23 protein-coding genes and 1 pseudogene are annotated in these 21,024 nt (G+C 54.3%); 12 read left to right on the top strand and 12 right to left on the bottom strand.

Going from position 1 to position 21,024, the window contains the following annotated elements:
* Positions 1-38 precede the first annotated feature (38 nt).
* Positions 39-227 (top strand): YdiH family protein, encoded by a 189-nt coding sequence (locus MUU51_RS03200; protein ID WP_159768016.1) that lies wholly within the window; start codon positions 39-41, stop codon positions 225-227.
* Positions 228-293: 66 nt separating this feature from the next.
* On the opposite strand, the gene uspE is transcribed toward MUU51_RS03200, so the two are convergent.
* The 6 genes from uspE to MUU51_RS03170 form a co-directional block, all read right to left on the bottom strand.
* Positions 294-1,244 carry a universal stress protein UspE gene (uspE, locus tag MUU51_RS03195; RefSeq protein WP_258967095.1) on the bottom strand — a complete coding sequence of 317 codons (951 nt, stop codon included), beginning with the start codon at positions 1,242-1,244 and terminating at the stop codon, positions 294-296.
* Between the two features lie 136 nt (positions 1,245-1,380).
* Positions 1,381-2,133, bottom strand: coding sequence for a fumarate/nitrate reduction transcriptional regulator Fnr (fnr, locus tag MUU51_RS03190; protein ID WP_110508346.1), 753 nt, complete (start codon positions 2,131-2,133; stop codon positions 1,381-1,383).
* A gap of 193 nt (positions 2,134-2,326) precedes the next feature.
* Positions 2,327-2,842 (bottom strand): methylated-DNA--[protein]-cysteine S-methyltransferase, encoded by a 516-nt coding sequence (gene ogt / locus MUU51_RS03185; protein ID WP_258967094.1) that lies wholly within the window; start codon positions 2,840-2,842, stop codon positions 2,327-2,329.
* Between the two features lie 9 nt (positions 2,843-2,851).
* Positions 2,852-4,378, bottom strand: a complete 1,527-nt coding sequence (abgT, locus tag MUU51_RS03180; RefSeq protein ID WP_258967093.1) for a p-aminobenzoyl-glutamate transporter — start codon at positions 4,376-4,378, stop codon at positions 2,852-2,854.
* A gap of 44 nt (positions 4,379-4,422) precedes the next feature.
* Positions 4,423-5,868, bottom strand: a complete 1,446-nt coding sequence (locus MUU51_RS03175; protein ID WP_159768028.1) for a M20 family metallopeptidase — start codon at positions 5,866-5,868, stop codon at positions 4,423-4,425.
* Positions 5,868-7,178: a M20 family metallo-hydrolase gene (locus tag MUU51_RS03170; protein ID WP_159768031.1), complete on the bottom strand. Its 1,311-nt coding sequence runs from the start codon at positions 7,176-7,178 to the stop codon at positions 5,868-5,870. The genes MUU51_RS03175 and MUU51_RS03170 overlap by 1 nt, the downstream gene beginning before the upstream one ends.
* A 166-nt stretch (positions 7,179-7,344) precedes the next feature.
* On the opposite strand from MUU51_RS03170, the gene MUU51_RS03165 reads away from it, so the two are divergent.
* Together MUU51_RS03165 and smrA are read left to right on the top strand one after the other, a co-directional pair.
* Positions 7,345-8,256: a LysR family transcriptional regulator gene (locus tag MUU51_RS03165; protein WP_159768034.1), complete on the top strand. Its 912-nt coding sequence runs from the start codon at positions 7,345-7,347 to the stop codon at positions 8,254-8,256.
* A 373-nt stretch (positions 8,257-8,629) separates the two neighbouring features.
* Positions 8,630-9,193 (top strand): DNA endonuclease SmrA, encoded by a 564-nt coding sequence (smrA, locus tag MUU51_RS03160; RefSeq protein WP_258967092.1) that lies wholly within the window; start codon positions 8,630-8,632, stop codon positions 9,191-9,193.
* On the opposite strand, the gene MUU51_RS03155 is transcribed toward smrA, so the two are convergent.
* Positions 9,190-9,996 (bottom strand): IclR family transcriptional regulator domain-containing protein, encoded by an 807-nt coding sequence (locus tag MUU51_RS03155; RefSeq protein ID WP_258967091.1) that lies wholly within the window; start codon positions 9,994-9,996, stop codon positions 9,190-9,192. The two genes, smrA and MUU51_RS03155, sit on opposite strands and share 4 nt — an antisense overlap.
* Before the next feature lie 169 nt (positions 9,997-10,165).
* Here MUU51_RS03155 and MUU51_RS03150 point away from each other — a divergent pair, with 169 nt between their 5' ends.
* Genes MUU51_RS03150 through pcaC form a run of 6 tightly spaced genes read left to right on the top strand, consistent with a single transcriptional unit; the run spans position 10,166 to position 15,219 of the window.
* The gene (locus tag MUU51_RS03150) at positions 10,166-10,852 is read left to right on the top strand and encodes a 3-oxoacid CoA-transferase subunit A (protein WP_258967090.1); all 687 of its coding nucleotides are present in this window, start codon (positions 10,166-10,168) and stop codon (positions 10,850-10,852) included.
* A 10-nt stretch (positions 10,853-10,862) separates the two neighbouring features.
* Positions 10,863-11,519 carry a 3-oxoacid CoA-transferase subunit B gene (locus MUU51_RS03145; protein ID WP_159768046.1) on the top strand — a complete coding sequence of 219 codons (657 nt, stop codon included), beginning with the start codon at positions 10,863-10,865 and terminating at the stop codon, positions 11,517-11,519.
* Positions 11,520-11,528: 9 nt separating this feature from the next.
* On the top strand, positions 11,529-12,731 hold the full coding sequence (gene pcaF, locus MUU51_RS03140) for a 3-oxoadipyl-CoA thiolase (RefSeq protein WP_258967089.1): 1,203 nt from the start codon (positions 11,529-11,531) through the stop codon (positions 12,729-12,731).
* Between the two features lie 9 nt (positions 12,732-12,740).
* Positions 12,741-14,105, top strand: a complete 1,365-nt coding sequence (locus tag MUU51_RS03135; protein WP_258967088.1) for a 3-carboxy-cis,cis-muconate cycloisomerase — start codon at positions 12,741-12,743, stop codon at positions 14,103-14,105.
* Positions 14,083-14,835 (top strand): 3-oxoadipate enol-lactonase, encoded by a 753-nt coding sequence (gene pcaD / locus MUU51_RS03130; protein ID WP_258967087.1) that lies wholly within the window; start codon positions 14,083-14,085, stop codon positions 14,833-14,835. The genes MUU51_RS03135 and pcaD overlap by 23 nt, the downstream gene beginning before the upstream one ends.
* 3 nt (positions 14,836-14,838) lie before the next feature.
* Entirely contained in the window at positions 14,839-15,219 is a 381-nt protein-coding gene (pcaC, locus tag MUU51_RS03125; protein WP_258967086.1) for a 4-carboxymuconolactone decarboxylase, read from the top strand.
* Positions 15,220-15,303: 84 nt separating this feature from the next.
* Here pcaC and map read toward each other — a convergent pair whose 3' ends face one another.
* Both map and MUU51_RS03115 read right to left on the bottom strand, forming a co-directional pair.
* Positions 15,304-16,083, bottom strand: a complete 780-nt coding sequence (gene map / locus MUU51_RS03120) for a type I methionyl aminopeptidase (RefSeq protein ID WP_159768061.1) — start codon at positions 16,081-16,083, stop codon at positions 15,304-15,306.
* Complete coding sequence (locus MUU51_RS03115; protein WP_110508335.1) at positions 16,064-16,282, bottom strand: ParD-like family protein; 219 nt, start codon at positions 16,280-16,282, stop codon at positions 16,064-16,066. Before MUU51_RS03115 ends, map begins: the two co-directional genes overlap by 20 nt.
* 167 nt (positions 16,283-16,449) lie before the next feature.
* Here MUU51_RS03115 and MUU51_RS03110 point away from each other — a divergent pair, with 167 nt between their 5' ends.
* The gene (locus MUU51_RS03110; protein ID WP_159768064.1) at positions 16,450-16,869 is read left to right on the top strand and encodes a translesion error-prone DNA polymerase V autoproteolytic subunit; all 420 of its coding nucleotides are present in this window, start codon (positions 16,450-16,452) and stop codon (positions 16,867-16,869) included.
* A 1-nt stretch (position 16,870) separates the two neighbouring features.
* Positions 16,871-18,136 carry a Y-family DNA polymerase gene (locus MUU51_RS03105; RefSeq protein ID WP_159768084.1) on the top strand — a complete coding sequence of 422 codons (1,266 nt, stop codon included), beginning with the start codon at positions 16,871-16,873 and terminating at the stop codon, positions 18,134-18,136.
* Positions 18,137-18,318: 182 nt separating this feature from the next.
* Here MUU51_RS03105 and MUU51_RS03100 read toward each other — a convergent pair whose 3' ends face one another.
* From MUU51_RS03100 to MUU51_RS03090, 3 genes are read right to left on the bottom strand one after another with little or no spacing between them, the layout of a single operon-like run.
* Positions 18,319-19,449, bottom strand: a complete 1,131-nt coding sequence (locus MUU51_RS03100; RefSeq protein ID WP_159768087.1) for an MFS transporter — start codon at positions 19,447-19,449, stop codon at positions 18,319-18,321.
* A gap of 17 nt (positions 19,450-19,466) precedes the next feature.
* On the bottom strand, positions 19,467-20,426 hold the full coding sequence (locus MUU51_RS03095) for an omptin family outer membrane protease (RefSeq protein ID WP_258967085.1): 960 nt from the start codon (positions 20,424-20,426) through the stop codon (positions 19,467-19,469).
* A gap of 35 nt (positions 20,427-20,461) precedes the next feature.
* Positions 20,462-20,884, bottom strand: coding sequence for a MipA/OmpV family protein (locus tag MUU51_RS03090; RefSeq protein ID WP_374684783.1), 423 nt, complete (start codon positions 20,882-20,884; stop codon positions 20,462-20,464).
* Positions 20,885-20,908: 24 nt separating this feature from the next.
* On the opposite strand from MUU51_RS03090, the pseudogene MUU51_RS22275 reads away from it, so the two are divergent.
* Positions 20,909-21,024: pseudogene (locus tag MUU51_RS22275) on the top strand (hypothetical protein); the annotation flags it as partial.

Here is a 21,024-nt window from a genome sequence, read left to right as displayed (position 1 = left end):
GCTATACTGGATGGGTTTTCAACGTAAAAGAGGATGTCATGGATACCGAATTAAACCCTAAGCAGCTGGCCGTCGAATTTCTGCGTCGTGATACAAGCCCGTTAACTCCTGCGCAATATCTGAAACGCGTTAAACAGCTGGAGCTGGAGTTTGCCGACCTGATGGCGCTTTCCTCCCTCGAACTGAAAGAAGAGATCGACTACGCCTGGCGCATGGGTATCCATTGATCCTGACGTCAGCTATAAAAAAAACCGGTGAGTGTTCTCATCGGGTTTTTTATTCGCGGCTAACGCTTAATCGTCGTCTTCATCGTCCAGTTCGACCGGGGTCTGATACTGATCTGGTTTCAGCGCCAGCAAATCGCAGCGCAGATGGTCAATCACCTGTTCCGCCGTATTGCCGAGGAACGCCGCAGACAGCCCGGTGCGTCCTACGGTGCCAAGCACCACAATCCCCGCCTGCAAATGCTCCGCCAAATCCGGGATAACTTCTTCCGGCAGGCCTTTTTCGACGTGAGTCATCTCTTCCGAAATACCGTATTTCTGACGTAATGACTTCATTGCCAGCAGATGTTGGCCGCGAATCGCGTCGTTATACACGCTCGGGTCAAAATCAGGCAGCTCGATTGCGATATTGATAGGGGTAACCGGATACGCGCCAACCAGATGCACTTCGGTGTGGTTAATCTGATCGGCGAGCTGGAGGGTTTCACGAACCAGCTTATCGTTGAGGGCGTTGTGATATTCCTCTTCGCTGGCGAGATTAACCGCCACAATCGCCTTACCACCTTCCGGCCACGGCTGATCTTTCACCATCCAAACCGGACACGGACATTTTCTCAGCAGATGCCAGTCGGTTGGGGTGAAAATCACCGCTTCCAGTTTGTCGTGCTGATGCGCCATCTTAAGCAACAAATCGTGCCCGTTACTCATGATTTCCTGAATGATGGCTTCAAAAGGACGGTTATGCCAGACGACCTTAATTTCAATCGGTACGCCGGCATCCAGATAAAATTTTGCCTGCTCGCGGATCCAGGCGGTCCGTTGGCTGATGACGCCCTGACGCATAGCGGTGCGCTCATCAGGCGACAGAAGGGTGGTCATCTCGTAGGAAAAGTCATAGATCGGCAAAAAGGCTTTAATCGATCCACCAATCCGTTGATGAAGGTAAACAGCGCGCCGTAATGCGGGTTGATCGTCCTGGTTAGGATCGATGGCTACCAGCATATTTTGATACTTTGCCATATAGGGTCTCCTTACAACTGTCACCACAGTCTGTAACTAAAAGATAACCCATCCGGCGTGATTGAAACAGGGGAGAACCTTCGCCAGATCAATAAATCAGGAAAATTTAACGATCCGGCGAAAGGAAAGAGAAGAATCAGGCGACGTTACGGGCGTGACCAGCGAGGACTGCCAGCGCATCGCTATTTTCGATGGTAATGTATTTCCCTTTAACTGCTAGCATGCCGCTTTTCTGGAAACGACCGAGCAGACGGCTGATGGTTTCTACCGTCAGACCGAGATAGTTACCGATGTCACCGCGGGTCATGGTCAGACGGAATTCACGCGGTGAGAAACCACGTTCGGCGAAACGACGGGAGAGGTTATAGATAAATGCTGCCAGGCGCTCTTCCGCGTTTTTCTTAGACAGCAGCAGGATCATGTCCTGATCGCCTTTGATTTCGCCGCTCATCAGACGCATCATCTGCTGACGCAGGTTTGGCATCTTGCCGGAGAGGTCATCCAGCGTTTCAAAGGGGATTTCGCAAACCATGGAGGTTTCCAGCGCCTGAGCAAAGCTCGGGTGATGGCCAGTACCAATGGCGTCAAAACCTACTAAATCGCCCGCCAGATGGAAGCCGGTGATTTGCTCATCACCTTGTTCGGTGATGGTGTAGCTTTTGATGGTCCCGGAGCGGATGGCATACAGAGATTTCAGCTCATCGCCCGCTTTGAACAGAGTCTGCCCCTTCTGGATGGGCTTCTTGCGCTCGATGATATTATCAAGCTGATCGAGCTCATGTTCATTAAGAGTGAACGGAATACAGAGCTGGCTGATACTGCAATCCTGGCAGTGGATAGCACAACCGCCAGACTGGATGCGTCGAATAATTCGCTTTTCCGGGATCATAGATTTGCTCAGGCTTTAATTGATATTGGTCAATTTTAACATCTTTTTGTTGAGCAGGTAAGCCTCGAAAACCCGATTCACGCAATATAAGCAAGGGAAATAGTCTGAAGATTATATCTCCCTGAAATGTATGGGTTTAAACTGGAACAATTTATTATAAAATTGCGCAATCACTCCAGTAAAGCACTAAAAATCAAAGCAGCAGATAGCCTTCATGGCGCAGCAGCCACTCTTTGCGCTGCACACCCCCAGCATATCCCGTCAGGGTGCCGTTACGGCCAATCACCCGATGACAGGGCACCACAATACTGACCGGATTTGAGCCATTCGCCGCGCCCACTGCGCGTGCCGCCCCCGGTCTGCCAAGCTGTTCGGCCAGCTCACCGTAGTGCATCACATGGCCGCACGGAATGGAACGTAGCGCCTGCCACACTTCGCGCTGAAAAGGCGTACCCGCGGTCGCGCTGGACAGGGTGTCAATAATGCTGAGATCGCCGTCAAAGTAGGCCTTCATCTTGCTACTTAAGCCATTGGGGTCCGTGGATGCCACACGCTGATAGCCTTCCGCGCGATAGTGTATATCCAGTAACTGCACCATCCGCTCGCTGTGCTCTTCCCACTCAACGGCGCGCAGATGGAATTGTTCATCGCACAGGATCCACAACGGTCCAAGCGGGGTAGCAATCTTATCTTCCAGCAATCTCAGCATCACGTTTCCTTAGTTCAGCCGCGGGTAAATCCCCGGCCCAATGGGGAGCCCGACAAGATACCATGTCACCAGCATCAGCAACCATACCCCTAAAAAGATAAGCGGATAGGGTAACACCAGCGAATAGTAGGTACCGAGTTTTGCCTCCGGTTTATAGCGTTGTAGGAAGCCAAGAAACAGCGGCACGAACGGTGATACCGGGGCCAGTGGAATAACGGAAGAATCTGCGACACGAAACAGAATTTGTGCAAAGGCCGGGTGGAAACCGAGCATCATAAACATCGGCACGAAGATAGGTGCCAGAATTGACCAGATAGCCGAGCCGCTGGCGATAAACATACACAGCAATGACGAAAGCAATGCCAGCCCGACAAACGCTGGCACGCCACCTAAACCGGCACTTTCCAGAACATCGGTCAGGCCGACCGCCATAAACTTGCCCATATTGCTCCAGTTAAACATCGCAACAAACTGGGCCAGCGGGAACACCATGACGATAAATCCCGCCATCTCTTTCATCGGTTCGATCATCAAATGGGGAATATCAGCCTGGCTGCGGATTTTCTTTGTTGCCAGGCCATAAGACAGCGAAACCACAAAGAAGAAAAAGATGATAAGCGGTACGATGCCTTTAATGAACGGTGAAGGCAGTACGGTATGCAACACCGGGTCACGCAGAATACCGTTTTGTGGGATAACCAACAGCGCTATCAGGCCGATGAACAGCAGTGAGACGCCCCCGGCAACCCGTAAACCAAAACGTTGTTCAGCGCCCAGAGTTTCCAGTTTATCATCGCTACTGCCTTGCCACGCCCCGAGGCGCGGTTCGACGATTTTATCGGTAATCAAGCCACCGACAATCGTCAGCACAACCACCGAACAGGCCATAAAGTACCAGTTATCAATCACGCTCACGTGCAGTGCGGCATCCATGGTTTTTGCCGCCTCGGTACTGATTCCGGAGAGCAACACGTCAGTGGTAACAATCAATAAGTTTGCGGTAAACCCACAGCCAACCCCGGCAATCGCTGCCAGCAGACCCGCCACCGGATGACGCCCGACTGCCAGGAAAATTAAGGCTCCCATCGGCGGCATAATCACCAATGCGGCATCAGACGAAATATGGCTGAAGAAGGCGATAAACAGCACCATATAGCTGGCATAACGGGCGCTGACGTGCGAGGCCATTTTGACCATCAGGGCGGGTAGCAAGCCCACACGTTCCGCGAGACCTGCACCCAGCACCAAAGCCAGAATGGCGCCGAGTGGGGCGAAGCCACTGAAGTTGTTAATCACATTGGGTAAAAACCAGTGCAACCCCTCGACGCTAAGCAGATTTTTAACCACCACTGTCGAACCGTCAGCGGGGCTTTTAACACTGACATCAAAGGCCGACAGTACGGCAGTGGCTATCATCAATGCCGCAATCAAATACACAAACAGCAGGAAAGGGTGCGGCACTTTATTACCAATCTTTTCTACCCAGCCATATAGCTTACCGGTGGGGGAATGCGTCGGTATGGAAGACATACTCATGGGCGTTCCTCGGGTGTCGTTGTGTTTATTCTGTTTTATAATGATTATTTTAAAGGTGACGGTGTCACGTTTTTCGGGATGGGACACTGATAAGGCCGTTCCGCCAGTTGCTGAGCCAGCTCGTGCTGGCACGCTTGCAACAGCGCAGGATCGTTAAACAGTTTGATGGCCGTCGCCGCCATAATTTTACCGGCGTGTAGCATTCCTTTATGGGCGATAGAGGTGCGACCCTGACTCACCAGTTGCCAGGTATGCAGTGGCGTACCGACGGTAAAGCAGGGGCTGAAGCATTGGGCCACCGGTGTTTTCCAACTGACATCACCGACATCCGTTGAACCCGGCAAAATGCCATCGTTCGCCACATACGGTGCGACTTCGTCAATCAGTAGGGTCTGCTGATGGCGACGGGCAAATGCTGTACCTGCGTCAGCGCCAGTGCGGGCGATATTTTGCAGGCTGTTCTGCAGATCGTTCTCGCTGAGTGTGTCGCGGATTTGCCGGGCAAAGGCCAGTTCTTCCTCATTCCATTCTGGCGTCGCGTAGTGCTGAACCGCGTGATACATCGCAGCTTCCAGCGTGCGGTTTGGCAGATAACTGGAACAGGCTTTCTCGAAACGACAACTGACCTGGGTTTCGGTCATCAACGCCGCGCCCTGCGCGATTTTTTCGATCCGTTGATAAATCTGCTGCGCATCCGCCATCTCCGGGGCGCGAATCAGATACAGCACTTCGGCCTGCGCTTGAACCACATTGGGTGAAATACCGCCGGTGTCGGTAATGGCATAGTGCACCCGTGCTTTTTCAATGATGTGTTCGTTGAGGAAATTGCTGCCCGTCGTCATCAACGTGACGGCATCCAGTGCGCTGCGCCCTAAATGCGGGGAGTTGGCCGCGTGAGCTGCCACTCCGGTGAAACGCCATGCCGCCTGAATGTTCGCCAGGGTGCTGGAGCTGAACATCCCGGCGAATGCTTCCGGATGCCAGGTAACAGCGGCATCGACATCGTCAAACAGCCCTTCACGGACCATAAAGGTTTTACCCGATCCTCCTTCTTCGCCAGGGCAACCATAAAAGCGCAGCGTCCCTTCGCCACCGTGCTGTTCCAGCCATGCTTTTGCTGCCACCGCTGCGGCAAACGCTGCGGTGCCGAGCAAGTTATGTCCGCAGCCGTGACCGTTGGCGCCAGGCGTGGTTGAGCGAGGTTGGGGGCAATGTGCTTGCTGGCTCAGCCCGGCCAGCGCATCGTATTCACCCAGTACCGCGATAACCGGTTTGCCGCTGCCGATACTGGCAATAAAGGCATTGGGAATAGCGCCTGCTTCACGGGCCACACTAAACCCTTCTTCCTCAAGAGCGCCAGCCAGTCGTTCGGCTGACCAGAATTCTTCAAAACGTGTTTCCGGATGGTCCCAAATCTCATCCGCAATATCGCTGAACATCTGCTGGCGGGCATTCAAGGTATCAGCCACAAAATCGTAAATTTGCTGCATTATTTTGTTCCTGTCTGCGGACAACAAAGCGCGATGCGCGCGAGTGTTTCCACTGCAATGCCCAGCACCTGTTCGTCAAAATCGAATTGTTCATTGTGATGCCCGGCACTCAGTTCAGTACCGAAAACCATATAGGAGGCCAGACCGTGATGTTCCTGCACACGTGCCATCATCAGAGTGGCATCTTCAGATCCCGCCGGAGCGGCGACACGATCGATTGCCTGCTTTACGCCCGGGACCAGAGCCGCCTGTTCACGGAGGAAACTGACCCACACCGGGGACGGTGAACTCGCAGTGGCCGCGCCCATCAGACGTACATCGGCACTCGCGCCGTACATCGCCGCCGCCCCCGCAATGACATGTTGCGCCTGGTCGAAAACGTACTGGTTGATGACTTCGCTCTCACCGCGTGTTTCCACTTTTAACAGCGCCGAGGAAGGCACGACATTGCGCCCGGTTCCAGCCTGCATCACCCCGACATTCACCCGCGAGGCTCCCGCACTGTGTGGGGCAATACTGTGTAGTGCAATTGCCGCCTGAGCTGCAGCCAAAAGCGCATTGCGACCGTCTTCGGGTTTCCCGCCTGCATGCGCGGCAACACCGCTAAAACGCACATCAAATTTGCTGGTAGCCATAAAGTTATCCGCCCCACAGACCACGGTTCCTGCACTCACGCCGGTGCCGATATGTACCGCAGTAAAGTAATCCACATCATCCAGAATGCCCGCAGCAACCATCGCCCGTGCGCCACGAGTGCCTTCTTCGGCTGGCTGAAAAATGAGTTTAAGGGTGCCGCTGAGGTTATCAGCAAACCTCTTCAACACGTGGGCGAGACCTAAACCAATGGCGGTGTGCCCATCATGGCCGCAGGCGTGCATCATGCCTGCGTTACAGGAAGCAAAACCGTCGCGGAATGGGCGATGGCTGTCGTCCAGCTGTTCATTGAGATCCAGTGCATCCATATCGACACGGAAGGCCTGCGTCGGGCCAGGGCGCCCCGTTTTTAGCGTCGCCACGACGCCAGTAAAGCCACCTTTAAATGCCGGAAGCCAGCGTTCCGGCGCACCCTGAAGACGAGCGCGTTCGTAGGCTTGCGCCAGTGTGTTGTCATCGGGCAGACCCATCCGACTTTGTGCCTCGACGACTTCGCGACCGATGGCTAATTCGTAGCCCAGCTCGTCGAGGATCTCCGCCACTTTGGCGGCGGTACGAAATTCCAGCCAACCGGATTCGGCATATTGATGAAAATCACGACGCCAGGCGCGGAGATCCGTCGCCAGCGACGCAACGTAATCGCTAAGTAATTGCATAAGTTCTCCTGTCATCGGCAAAAAATGTGAATCACTTCACGCTGTGATAGTTTTTACTTATCAGTAATAATTTTTTAACGTTTCGGCCATTACCCTGCCATATCGCTTTGCATTACAGTAGATGCCAGTTTCTTGTGTCTGATAGATTTTGGTTATCGGGGCGGGTATGACCTTTCAGGTTAAAATTCATCAAATTCGTGCATTCGTGGAAGTGGCGAGACAGGGCAGTATTCGTGGAGCCAGCCGGATCCTTCAGCTTTCACAACCGGCGCTGACCAAATCGATTAAAGAGCTGGAAGAGGGCGTTTCCGCCCAGTTATTTGTCAGACGCAGTAAAGGTGTGGCGCTCACAGAATGCGGCGAAAGTTTTTATCAGCATGCCAGTTTAATTCTTGAGGAGCTGCGTGCGGCGCAAGAAGAAATTCTGCAACGCCAGGGACGCTTAACGGGGCAAATTAATGTCGGACTGGGGGCCAGCGTGGCGCGCACTCTCATGCCGCCGGTAATTACCCGTTTTCATCAACAGCATCCGCAAGTGAAGGTCAGGATCATGGAGGGCCAACTGGTATCGATGATCAATGAATTACGGCAGGGGGAACTGGATTTCACCATTAATAGTTATTATAAAGGGCCATACGATCACGAGTTCACGTTTGAAAAATTATTTGAAAAAAGCTTCGCGGTATTTGCCCGGACCGGTCATCCGGCGCGAGAGGCAAAAACAATAAGTGATTTATTACAATATAACTGGACAATGCCAACGCCGCGTGGAAGTTATTATAAACAGCTCGAAGAATTATTCAGCGACCGTTCACAAATACCGAATATCGGCGTGGTGTGTGAAACATTTTCATCTTGCATAAGTCTGGTTGCACAAAGTGATTTTTTAAGTATTTTACCGGAAGAGTTAGGTACTGACCGACTAATCTCGCACCGTCTGGAGATAATCCCGATAGCTGAACCGCTACCGAAAGCCGCGTACTATCTGATTCAGCGCCGCGATAGCCAACAGACGCCCTTAACCGCCTCGCTAATTACGCAGTTCCGTCGTCAGAGTCAGCAATTATTCCGTAATTGATTGTATTCGCGACAATAAAAAACAGGATCTGCCGACATCCGCCAGATCCCACAGTATACACAGCAATATTTCCATAACGTATTCCTGCAATTGGCTCCCCTATGCAGGTATTATAGTTATAGCGAATTTAAATTAAATTTCCAGTACTTTCAGGTGATATATTTCACAATTTATTAACATTGGTGATTCACTTCATTGCGCATTAATCTTATTTAAGCAGGGCTTAAGTGTCCCTATTCCCCATTCGGTTAATGTTCATCTCAGAATATATTCTTTCGGCAATCAGTTTCCAGAATCTCAAAACGCGTTGAGCGCGAGGCGGGGCGCGGCTATAGTAGCTTTTCAGCCGTCGCAGCACTGGGAGGAAGTGAAGATGAACCCTGACGACAAATTTCTGTTTCTTGACGCCATGGAAGATGTTCAGCCGCTGAAGCGCAATGATGACGTGCACTGGCAGCCCAGCCGCAACACCCGTACGCCGCAGCACATTGATACGATCCAGCTTGATAACTTCCTGACCACCGGTTTCCTCGACCTCGTGCCGCTCGGTACGCCGCTGGAGTTCAAGCGTGACGGGTTACAAACCGGCGTTCTGGATAAATTACGCTTAGGAAAATACAGCCAACAGGCGAGCCTGACGCTGTTGCGCCAGCCGGTCGAGCAATGTCGACAGCAGCTGTTTGCGTTTATCCGTCAGGCGCATAAAGACGGTCTGAGAAACGTGCTGATCGTTCATGGCAAAGGCAAGGCGGACAATTCCCACGCCAATGTGATTCGGAGCTATCTGGCGCGCTGGTTGACGGAATTTGACGACGTACAGGCGTTTTGTAGCGCACTGCCGCATCACGGCGGCAGCGGGGCGTGCTATGTGGCGTTGAAGAAATCCGAACAGGCGAAGCAGGAAAACTGGGAACGCCACGCCAAACGCAGCCGCTAACGCAGCAACAGCGTTAATTCCTTCGCCGCTTTCTGCAGTTCTGGCAACACGCGATCGACCATTTCATTGGCGGAAACCTGGCCCGCATGGACCCCGACGTTCAGTGCCGCAACACAATGCCCCTGCGGGTTAAACAGCGGCACCGCCAGCGATCGTAACCCCATTTCCAGCTCCTGATCGTTCAGCGCGTAGCCCTGCTGGCGCACGCGCTTCAACTCTGTACGTAGTTTGCTCACTGAATCCACCGTTTGCGGCGTGTAACGGATCATCGTTACCCGCGCCAGCATATCGTTCAGTTTCTCTTCCGGCTGGTGGCTCAACAGTACGCGCCCCATTGACGTCGCCCAGGCGGGCAAGCGGCTGCCGATATCCAAATCGATAGTCATGATTCGGGAACTCGATGCACGCGCAATATACAGAATATCGTCACCGTCGAGCGTGGCGATGGAGCAGGATTCATTCAGCATTTCACTCAGGTGTTTGAGCACCGGCTGCGCGGAACGGGCCAGCGGCGTAGAGGCCAGCCAGGCGTGGCCGAGCGACAGAATGCGCGGACGCAGCTGGAAGTTTTTGCCGTCCTCGGCGTACACAAACCCCAGCTTGCCGAGGGTGTACAGGCAGCGTCGTACCGCCGCCCGGGGAATGCCGGTTTTCTGGCTGATTTGCGAAATCGACAGCACCGGGCGTTGCGGGGTAAATGCCTGAATCACCTCCAGACCACGCGCCAGCGAAGCCATATAATTCGGGTCTCCCTTGAACGGATCGCTCTCACCGTTCAGTACGTCGTCAGGATGTTTGGTCATATTTTTGTCTCCGGGTTTGTCACCGATCACATTCTGAAAACAAACATACAGGATGTTCGATAATCGCACCATATTTCGATTATCGCCCTTGACCGACATCGTTAAGCGGGTCACATTTTGTGCGAACAACGCATAAAAGTGCGATAACCGCACAACAAGGAGCAACCTGATGATCGACAAAAGCGTCCCGACGCCGGAACAGGCCATCGCCGGAATCCCCGATGGTGCCATCATCATGATCGGTGGTTTTGGCCCCGCCGGACAGCCTACCTTTCTGATTGATGCCCTGATAGCACAGGGCGCCCGTGACCTCACCATCATTAATAACAACGCCGGAAACGGCGAAGTCGGCCTGGCAGCGCTGCTGAAAGCCGGTAGGGTGCGCAAAATGATCTGCTCCTTCCCGCGTCAGGTGGATTCGCAGATTTTTGATGACCTGTATCGCCGCGGGAAAGTGGAGCTGGAACTGGTGCCGCAGGGCAATCTGGCGGCGCGTATTCAGGCTGCTGGGGCAGGGCTTGGCGCGGTGTTTACGCCAACCGGCTACGGCACGCCGCTGGCGGAAGGCAAAGAGACGCGTGAAATAGACGGTCGTCATTATGTGCTCGAATATCCGATCCATGCGGATTTCGCGTTGATCAAAGCCCATCAGGCAGACCGCTGGGGCAACCTGATTTATCGCAAAGCGGCGCGCAACTTTGGGCCGATCATGGCGACGGCGGCAAAAATCACCGTGGCGGAAGTGTCGGACATTGTGCCGCTTGGTGAACTTGACCCGGAAAACGTGGTAACGCCGGGGATTTTCGTTCAGCGCGTATTTTCGCTGGCTAACCTGACCGCGGCCAAAAGCGCCTGAGGATAACCTGATGCAAAAACTGACTCGTGACGAAATGGCGAAACGCGTGGCCCAGGATATTCCTGAAGGTGCGTATGTGAATCTGGGTATCGGCCTGCCAACCCGCATCGCCAACTACCTTCCGGCGGACAAAGAGATCTTCCTGCACAGCGAAAATGGGCTGCTTGGTATGGGGCCAAAGCCACAGGAAGGGGAAGAGGATCCGGAGCTGATCAACGCCGGGAAAGAGTACGTCACGTTGCTGCCGGGTGGCTGCTATTTCCATCACGGTGACTCGTTCGCGATGATGCGTGGCGGCCATCTCGATATCTGCGTGCTGGGCGCGTATCAGGTTTCTGCCAGCGGCGATCTCGCTAACTGGAGCACTGGCGCCCCGGATGCGATCCCGGCTGTTGGCGGGGCGATGGATCTCGCCATTGGCGCACGCCAGGTGTTCGTGATGATGGATCACCTGACTCGCGACGGCGAGTGCAAACTGGTGGAGAGCTGCAGCTATCCGCTGACTGGTATTGGCTGCGTCAGCCGCATTTATACTGATCTGGCGGTGATGGATATCACACCTGACGGCCCGGTGGTGCGCGAAATTTTCAACGGACTCTCGTTTGAAGAATTGCAGCGACTCACGCCGGTGAAACTGACCTTCAGCCAACTGGCGCAAAGCGCGTAAGGAATGACGATGAATCAGGCATTTATCTGCGACGCAGTGCGTACACCCTTTGGTCGCTTTGGTGGTACGCTTTCGACGGTGCGGGCTGATGATTTAGCCGCTCTGCCGCTGAAGGCGCTGCTGGAACGCAATCCGGGGCTGGATCCGGCGCGTATCGACGATGTGATTTACGGCTGTGCCAACCAGGCCGGGGAAGACAATCGCAACGTGGCGCGCATGGCTCTGCTGCTGGCCGGACTGCCGGAAAATGTGCCGGGCAGCACCGTGAACCGCCTTTGTGGTTCGAGCCTGGACGCGATAGGTATAGCGGCGCGCGCGATTAAAAGCGGGGAAACGCAGTTGATGGTCGCCGGTGGCGTGGAAAGCATGTCCCGTGCGCCGTTTGTGATGGGCAAGGCCGAAAGCGCCTTTAGCCGCAGCATGAAAATGGAAGACACCACCATCGGCTGGCGTTTTATCAACCCGCTGATGAAAGCGCTATACGGTGTAGATTCGATGCCGGAAACGGCGGAAAACGTGGCGGATGAGTTCGGTATTTCCCGCGCCGATCAGGATGCGTTTGCGCTCCGTAGTCAGCAGCGAACCGCACTGGCGCAGGGAAAAGGTCTGTTTGATGACGAACTCATCGCCGTATCGGTGCCGCAGCGTAAAGGCGATGCGCTGAATTTTGCGCGCGATGAGCACCCGCGCAACACTTCGCTGGAATCACTGGCTAAACTGAAAGGGGTGGTGCGTGCCGACGGTAGCGTCACGGCGGGCAATGCTTCCGGTGTGAACGACGGGGCATGTGCGATGCTGCTGGCAAGCGAGCAAGCATTAATTGCCCACGATTTACAGCCGCTGGCGCGCGTGGTTGGCGGGGCGACGGCGGGCGTGGCACCGCGAATAATGGGTTTTGGTCCGTCTCCTGCGGTACGCAAAGTGCTGGCGCAGACCGGATTGACGCTTGACCAGATGGATGTGATAGAACTGAATGAAGCCTTTGCTGCCCAGGCGCTGGCGGTGACGCGTTCGCTGGGGCTGGCGGACGATGCGGCCCACATCAACCCGAACGGCGGGGCGATTGCGCTGGGGCATCCGCTCGGTGCGTCCGGTGGACGACTGGCGATGACCGCCGCGTATCAGCTGAAACGCACCGGCGGGCGCTACGCGCTGTGCACCATGTGTATCGGCGTTGGGCAGGGGATTGCGCTGATTATTGAACGGGTTTAAGGAGCCGGAATGGATGTGTTGACCCCGCTGTTGCGCGGCAGTGCGCTGACGGAAATTTTTAGCGACGTGAACACCGTGCAGGGGATGCTCGATTTTGAAGCCGCACTGGCGCGGGCCGAAGCGCGCTGCGGCGTTATCCCGCAGGAGGCAGTGGCGGCCATTGAAGCCGCCTGTCAGGTAAAGAATATCGACCTGCTGGCATTGGCTGATGCCGCCGCCAGCGCGGGTAACCTGGCAATTCCGCTGGTCAGGCAGCTCACTGCACAGGTGAAAATGCGAGATGAAAATGCGGCCCGCTACGTGCACTGGGGCGCAACCAGTCAGGATGCTATCGACACCGGTTTTGTGCTGCAACTGCGTAATGCGTTGCGCGAAACGAACGTGATGCTGACGCAGCTTTTGTCGACGCTGGCCGAACAAACCGAAACCCATCGCCAGACGGTGATGCCGGGCCGCACCTGGATGCAGCACGCGCTGCCTGTCACTTTTGGCCTCAAACTCGCCGGAACGCTGGATGCGCTACTGCGCTGGCAGTTACGCCTGCGTGAAATGCAGTCTCGCGTTTTGACGCTTCAGTTTGGCGGCGCGGCGGGCACCCTGGTCTCACTCAATGAGCACGGTCCGGCGGTGGCACAGGCGTTAGCGCAGGAATTACACCTCACGCAGCCGGATACGCCGTGGCACAGCCAACGCGATCGGTTCCTCGAGGTCGGGCACGGGTACGCAGGCATGTGTGGCACGCTCGGTAAATTCGCCAACGATTTTTCACTGCTGATGCAGACCGAAGTGGCGGAAGTCTGCGAGCCGACGGCCCCAGGGCGCGGCGGATCGTCGACCATGCCGCACAAACGTAATCCGATTGGCTGCGCGGTTATTCTCACTGCCGCCCAGCGCACGCCGGGCCTGATGGCGACGCTGTACGCCAGTCAGATTCAGCAGCATGAAAGGGCGCTCGGTGGCTGGCAGGCGGAATGGGAAGTGCTGCCCGAACTGCTGATGCTGACCGGCGCGGCTATCGTTCAGAGCGAACAGCTGGTGCGTGGGATGCAGGTGGACGCCGCCAAAATGCGCGCCGACCTGGATATCACGCACGGGCTGATTATGGCGGAATCGTTAACTCTGGCGCTGGCGAAACATCTGGGCAAACAGGACGCGCATCATCTCGTGGAGACACTTTGTCACGCGGCGTTGGACCAAAAACGCCCACTGCTGCAGCTGCTGGAAGCCGACTCGCGCATCACCGCCTGGTTCACTCCGACTGAATTACATACGCTGCTGGACCCGTCGCGGGCCACCGGCAGCGCCGATCATTTTGTGCGTCAGGTTCTGACGCGATATCAGGAGCAACGCCATGACGCTTCATTATCAGATTGATGGCCCGGAAAACGCGCCGGTGCTGGTGCTCTCGAACTCGATGGGCACGTCGCTGTCGCTGTGGCAGCCGCAGATTCAGGCCCTGAGCGCCTATTTTCGCGTGCTGCGCTACGACACGCACGGCCATGGGCAAACCACCAAACGCGGCAAAGTGACGCTTGCACAGCTGGGCGAGGATGTGATTGCGCTACTCGATCACCTGCATATCGACAAGGCCTGTTTCTGCGGGATTTCTGTCGGCGGCCTGACCGGGCTGTGGCTGGCACGTTTTGCGCCGGAGCGTTTTTATGGCTTTGCCGTGGCGAACACGGCAGCCAAAATCGGCGACCAGGCCAGCTGGCTTTCGCGTGCGCGCGCCGTGCGTCAGGAAGGCATGGACGTTGTGGCGGCAGGCACGGCTGACCGCTGGTTCACCCCGACGTTTCGGCAGCATTCTCCGGAAGTGGTGGATCAACTGGTTCACGAGCTGACGCACATGGATCCGGAAGGCTACGCTGAAGGTTGCGAAGCGCTGGCCGCGGCAGATTTACGCGCTGAAGTCAGCGCCATTACCGCGCCGGTGCTGATTATCGCCGGGGAATATGACCCGGTGACCACGCTGGTGGATGCCGATTTCCTGCATAAAAATATTGCCGGTAGCCAGTGTGTGACGCTGCCCGCATCGCATCTTTCTAACGTTGAAGCCGCAGATGAGTTTGCCTCTGTGGTGTTGAGCTATTTCCGGGGGTAATGCATGGACGATGAAGCACGCTATCATCAAGGTATGGATGTGCGCCGCAAAGTGCTGGGTGACGCGCACGTAGATCGCACGCTGGATAACCTGTCGCCGCTGAATGAAGAGTTTCAGAATTTTATTACCCGCTATGCGTGGGGCGAAACCTGGACCCGTCCGGGTTTGAGCCACCACACCCGCAGCATGATTACCATCGCGATGCTCATTGCGCTCAACCGCGAGGCCGAGCTGAAAATGCACCTGCGTGCGGCATTCAATAACGGCGTTACGCGCGATGAACTCAAAGAGCTCATCATGCATTCGGCGCTGTATTGCGGTCTTCCGGCGGCCAACGCTACGCTGCATCTGGCGCAACAGGTGTTTGACGAGTTGGATGCGTAAAATTGCCCGGTGGCGCTGCGTTTGCACGGGTCGATAAATGTCCCGTAGGCCCGTACAAGCGTAGCGCCGCCAGGCAATCAAGCACTACACCGGAATGGTCTCACCTTTACGCAGCGTCAAAACGTCGAAGCCATCAGCGGTCACGGCGATGGTGTGCTCCCACTGCGCCGACAATTTTTTGTCGCGGGTGATCACCGTCCAGCCGTCCTTTTTGGTTTTGATTTTGCTGTCGCCCTGGTTAATCATCGGTTCGATGGTAAACACCATTCCCTCACGCAGCACCTCGCCGGTGCCGGGTTTGCCGTAGTGCAGCACCTGCGGCTCTTCGTGCATCTCTTTGCCAATGCCATGCCCACAGTATTCCCGCACCACGCTATAACCGTTGCTTTCCGCATACGTCTGGATGGCATGCCCAATATCGCCCAGCGTCGCACCGGGCTTCACGGCTTTGATGCCTTTCCACATCGCTTCGTAGGTTTTGTTCACTAGCCGACGGGCCAGTGGCGAAACGTCGCCAATCAGGTACATTTTGCTGGAGTCCGCGATCATGCCGTCTTTTTCCAGCGTGATATCGACGTTCACGATAGCGCCGGATTTCAGGTGTTCCGACTCTTTCGGGATCCCGTGACACACCACCTCATTCACCGAGGTATTCAGTACGTATGGGAAATCGTATTGCCCTTTACTGGCCGGGCGGGATTGCAGTTGATTGACGATAAAATCTTCGGCGCGGTTATTGATATCCATAGTGCTGACGCCGGGCTGAATAAAGTCATCCAGCATGGCAAACACAGAGGCTAACAGCTCGCCCGCATGACGCTGGCGGGAGAGTTCATCGGCGGTTTTAATGAGAATTGATGGCATTGATTACCTCCAGCAGTCGATCGGATCCGGATTTCAGCATCATCATTTTGATTTGCTGGTAGTTAAGATCCGGGTACAGCTCGCTCATCATTCCGAGGCGGATCCAGTATTCGGCCTGCGCATTCACCGACCGTGACATGGCCTTGCTGGCATCACGGATGTCTTCATGCAGCAGGTCGGAAATTTTAACGATTCCCATAAAGCGACACTCTATATATGAAACATATATAAATCGTATATGAATCGTAGCCTGCTGTCACCCCTGCGGTTGCGTCGAGGATCTGCGTTATCAGCGGATCCTGCTTGATCTCTGCCATCAACATGCAATACTGTATATATATACAGTTATCATTGATGGTGATTCTCATGCAGTTTTTCACACCCGCCGAATTGCGCCCAATTGTGGCGTTCCCCCTCTTTGGAGACCGTGTCCCATGCGGCTTTCCCAGCCCGGCGCAGGATTACGTTGAGCAGCGCATCGACCTGAATGAATTGATGATTCAGCACCCGAGCGCGACCTATTTTGTGAAATCCTCTGGTGATTCAATGATGGATGCCGGGATCAGCGAGGGCGATTTGCTGGTGGTGGACAGCTCCCGTAAGGCCGAACACGGTGACATCGTCATCGCCGCGGTCGACGGCGAATTTACGGTGAAGCGCCTGCAACTGCATCCTGTCGTCATGCTCAAACCGGAGAATACCGCCTACCGGCCGATTATGATTGGCAGCGAAGACTGCCTGGAAGTGTTCGGCGTCGTCACTTACATCGTGAAGTCTGCGTGCTGATATGTTCGCACTGTGTGATGTGAATTCATTTTATGCCTCCTGTGAAACCGTGTTTCGCCCGGATTTGAAGGGAAAGCCGGTGGTCGTTTTATCCAACAACGACGGCTGCGTGATTGCGCGATCTGCTGAAGCAAAGCCCTTTGTGAAAATGGGTGAGCCGTACTTCAAACAGAAAGACGCTTTCAGGCGTCACGGCGTGGTGTGTTTCAGCAGTAACTATGAGCTTTACGCGGACATGTCCAACAGGGTGATGAGCATCCTCGAGGGGATGCTGCCGCGCTGCGAAATCTACTCCATCGATGAGGTATTTTGTGACCTGACCGGAGTGCGTAACTGCCGTGACCTGACCGAGTTTGGCCGTGAAATCAGAGCGACGATTTTGCAGTGCACGCATCTGACCGTTGGGGTGGGGATTGCCCAAACCAAGACGCTGGCCAAGTTGGCGAACCATGCGGCAAAGAAATGGCAGCGGCAGACGGGTGGTGTGGTGGATTTGTCGAACGTCGAACGTCAGAGGAAACTGATGGCGGCATTGTCGGTGGGTGAAGTCTGGGGCGTCGGGAGGCGGATCTCGAAAAAGCTGGAGTCGATGGGGATCAAAACCGTGCTACAGCTGGCAGACAGCGATATTCGCTTCATCAGGAAGCATTTCAACGTGGTGCTGGAAAGAACCGTGCGTGAGCTGCGCGGTGAACCGTGTTTTGGGCTGGAAGAGTTTGCGCCGGTCAAACAGGACATTATCTGCTCCCGGTCGTTCGGGGACCGCATCACCGAATATGAGGAGATGCGCCAGGCGATTTGCAGCTATGCGTCGCGTGCCGCGGAAAAACTGCGCGGCGAGCATCAATATTGTCGGTTTGTCTCCGCTTTCGTCAAAACGTCGCCATTTGCGCCGAATGTGCCGTATTACGGCAACAGCGCCTCGGTAAAACTGCTGACGCCGACGCAGGACAGCCGGGATATTATCGGCGTGGCGACGCGTTGCCTGGAGGCTATCTGGCGAGAAGGGCATCGCTATCAGAAAGCCGGGGTGATGCTGAGCGATTTTTACAGTCAGGGCGTGGCGCAGCTTAACCTGTTCGATGAAAACGCGTCGCGTCACAACAGCCCGCAGCTGATGAACGTTCTGGATCACCTGAACGTGAAAGAAGGGCGCGGGACGTTGTATTTCGCCGGGCAGGGGATCCGCCAGCAGTGGCAAATGAAACGGGACATGCTCTCGCCACGATATACCACGCGCTATGCGGATTTACTTATGGTGAGATGAGGGAGCGTGGTGAGTTCTTCAATTACGAAATGATTCAATTATTCACGTTTTTTCATGTCATCCGCCGACATCAATCACTAACTATGCGAATTGCCGTTCATCCATATTCAGCTCTTCCTCTGAAAGAACATGGCGAGCACAATTATCGGGCTAATGGTCACTGTGTTTAACAAATTATGGTGTTAATTCAGCATCCGAAAAGACGGTCTCAAACTGAAGAGAGCAAAACACAGGCACATTGCAGCGGTCAGCCACGGCAGTCCGTGTAAAGAATATTGCATGGCGAACCCACCCAGGAGCGGACCTGCCAGCGCGCCTGCACCCCAGGCGACCGACATCGCGGAATAAATTCCGGCCAGTTGACTACCTTTAAAGCGCTCACCCACCCATGTGATGGCGACGGTGTATATGCCAACAAAAATTCCGCCCCAGATAAATAACATGACGTACGAGAGAAAATGAAAGGCGAGAATATAGGGCCAGATAAAGGCCAGCGCCGCGGCGAGAAATGCCAGGACTCGTATGAGCGAAAGCCGGTTGACCTTATCGGCCAACCAGCCAACGGGCAGCTGCAGCACGATGGCCCCGAACATCAGAACCGAAATCAGTAATGCGGACGCAGATTCGCTCCAGCCCAGTTTTATGGCATAGAGAGACAGGAAATTCATGCCCAGCATTTCGACTGCGGCGTTAAGTACCGTGGCCATAATCGGTAAGGCGGCAAGTTTCAGGCTACCTAAAAACCCTTCCGGAGCATCCTCGTCGTGCTCGACGCGTGGCATGCCGGAAAGCGCGATTAGCCCAATCGCGATGGCGGTAATCAGGGCCGAAATATAAAACGCCAGGTTGCCGTCGCTGCCGGTGTAGGCGAGTATCAACGGGCCCGCCGCGAACCCCAATGACATCCCTGCCGTATAGAGTGCGAGCACTTTGCCTCTGGCGCGTTCCACGGTACTGCCGTTCAACCAGGTTTCGGTCTGGACCATGATGATTTCACTGAACATGCCGAGCCCCATTCTTAGCAAGAACCAGAACGGGAGTGTGACCACGCTGAATAACAGGAAAATAATGGCGATGGCGCCGAGTGATATCAGCATCAGAGTGGCAGGGCGAACTCGTCTGAACAAAGCAGGCAAAAACGGCGCGATGGCAAAAACGCCGACGGCGTGCATCGCGGCATTGAGGCCAATCATGCTTTCCGTCATGCCTGCATGAATCAGTTTAAAGGACAATAAAGGTGAGCTCAGACCGTAAGTTAAGCTGAATACCGTCACTGAAAAAATAATGGCAAATAGCCGCTTATTTAATAACATACGACCCCTTTATTGCGTCACCACAAATATTGCAAACCAGCCGTGATGGTCCAGTTTCTGTTCTGAATACCCCCCCCGCTGGACGCTGACTGATAGCCATCGTTATCCCATTGCTCAATCTTGCCTTTTTTATTCGGATAATAGGTGTAATTGGCTTCGGTGAAAATTTTGGCCTGCGATGTCACCCAGTAACCCGCATTAATCTGACCGGCCCAAAGTTCTGCGCTGCTGGTATTGGTCGCGCTGGTTGCACCGGTTAAGTAATGGTTGTCGTTATCTTTGGCATCAACCCAATGGCTGTATTTCATGAGTGCATTAAATTCAAAATCATTGATGGCGTATTTTCCGATGAGGCCGATATAAGGGGTGCGATAGGTTTGTTTATAGCCTATAACCGATTGATTTCGTGGGAAGGAGCCACGCTGACGTGGGAGATTTGGGTCATAGTTATCGTTCGCATCCGTTCCTGCATAATCATAGGTACCGCCTTTCCCCGTCAGGCTAAACCGACTCTCCTGATAGCCAGCAATCATTCCCGCCTTGTAATTATTGTTATTGACTATCCAGCCTCTTAGGCTCAGATCATATTCATTGGCTTCATTCAATACGGCAGTGCTTGAGGAACTGTCGGTTTTTGACGAAGAATTAGGATCCTGCCAGTCAAAATCATTTAAATGGCCAGAGCCGGAGGCTACTGTTGTCCAGCCAGCGGCATTTACGCTCAGCCACGGAAGAACATCATAATTTGCCTCCATTTTGAGGATCGCGGCGTTCTTTATTTTCCAGTCGAGTCGGCTGAGTAACTTATCATTGTCGTAAACGTATTCTTTCGATTCCCCGCCCATGTAACCCAGCGACGTCGTTAACGATAAACCATCGTGAATATACTGTTTTTCCTGGCCTGAAAGGTAATCAACCGCCCAGACTGGAGTAGAACAAATGGCTGCCACGCCACATACCACCGCTTTTTTTTTCATTGCCATGCACCTCGTCTCGTTTGAATCGATTTAAATCAAAAGGTATAACTGACCCCTAGTGTCAGTTCGGTGACGCCGTGTTTATTGACCATTGGGCTGTCGCTTATTGTCGATGGATAAAATCGTCCGGTGATTTCGCCCCAGGTATTCCATTGTTTTGACCAGGCGTAATTCATTGCCAGCTGCAAATAAGGCACGAAACTATCGTGTGGACGCCAGGGGGCAAGGCCGCTGCGCGCGGACTCTTGCTCTGAAATACCATAGTAATAGCGGGTGTTTTGCGCATTAGCCCAGTCGATGCCCATTTCGGGAACCAGAATGAAATTACCCCACTGTTGCAGAAGAATATACGCCGCATTCACGGTGACGCCCTTACTGTTATTCAACGTATCAGCCCCAAGCGTAGTGCTGAATGCGCCGATGGGAGAGATATATTGATAAGTAAAACCTGCCATCATTGTGCTGTAGCGAGGCTTTGTTGAATAAATCGAACTTTTGCTGAGTTAAAGGATCAGATCACGCATCATCCGGCAACACGGGTCGTCCCATGGCAAAGCAGAAGTTTAAAGTCACCAACTGGCGTAACTACAACAAAGCA

The organism is Scandinavium manionii (assembly GCF_024764775.1).
In the GTDB taxonomy this organism is placed as follows: Bacteria; Pseudomonadota; Gammaproteobacteria; order Enterobacterales; family Enterobacteriaceae; genus Scandinavium; species Scandinavium manionii.
This window is presented reverse-complemented; position numbering and strand designations above follow the sequence as displayed.